The following is a 507-nucleotide window of genomic DNA, read 5'->3' on the forward strand; positions in this document are numbered from 1 at the left end:
TTCGGTACTTTTCTCAAATACTGGCGCACCCGACAAACCGCCCGCCTCATTGCCATTCGGCAGGTTTTCCACACCATCACGACCAAGTGTGGTGTTGGTGACAATCAGGCCATCAAGCTTGAACTTCAGTAATTGCACTGCAATAAAATTAATGTCTTCGGATGTTAAATCTGGCGCAACCTTAAGTACCAAAGGAACATAATGCTGATATTGTTGCGCAAGTTCCAGTTGGCGACCTTTCAAGGTTTGTAGCAACTCTGTAAGTGCATCGCCACTTTGTAAACTGCGCAAATTTTTGGTGTTTGGAGATGAAATATTGACAGTGATATAGGAAGCGTAGTTATAGACTTTTTCCAGACAGATCAAGTAATCTGAAACAGCATCTTCAACAGGCGTATCGGCATTTTTACCAATGTTGATGCCTAGCACACCTTTGAATTTTGAGGCTTTTACATTTTCAATCAGTTGCTCCACCCCGTCATTATTAAAACCCATACGGTTAATAAT

General features: G+C 41.8%; 1 protein-coding gene. It reads right to left on the minus strand.

The window, feature by feature from the left end:
• Positions 1-507, minus strand: a 507-nt coding sequence (pyrD, locus tag B4H32_RS10290; RefSeq protein WP_286802851.1) for a dihydroorotate dehydrogenase (quinone), incomplete at both ends; no start/stop codon positions are given.

The sequence above is a fragment of the Acinetobacter sp. UBA2063 genome (assembly GCF_002333245.1).
GTDB lineage: Bacteria > Pseudomonadota > Gammaproteobacteria > Pseudomonadales > Moraxellaceae > Acinetobacter > Acinetobacter parvus.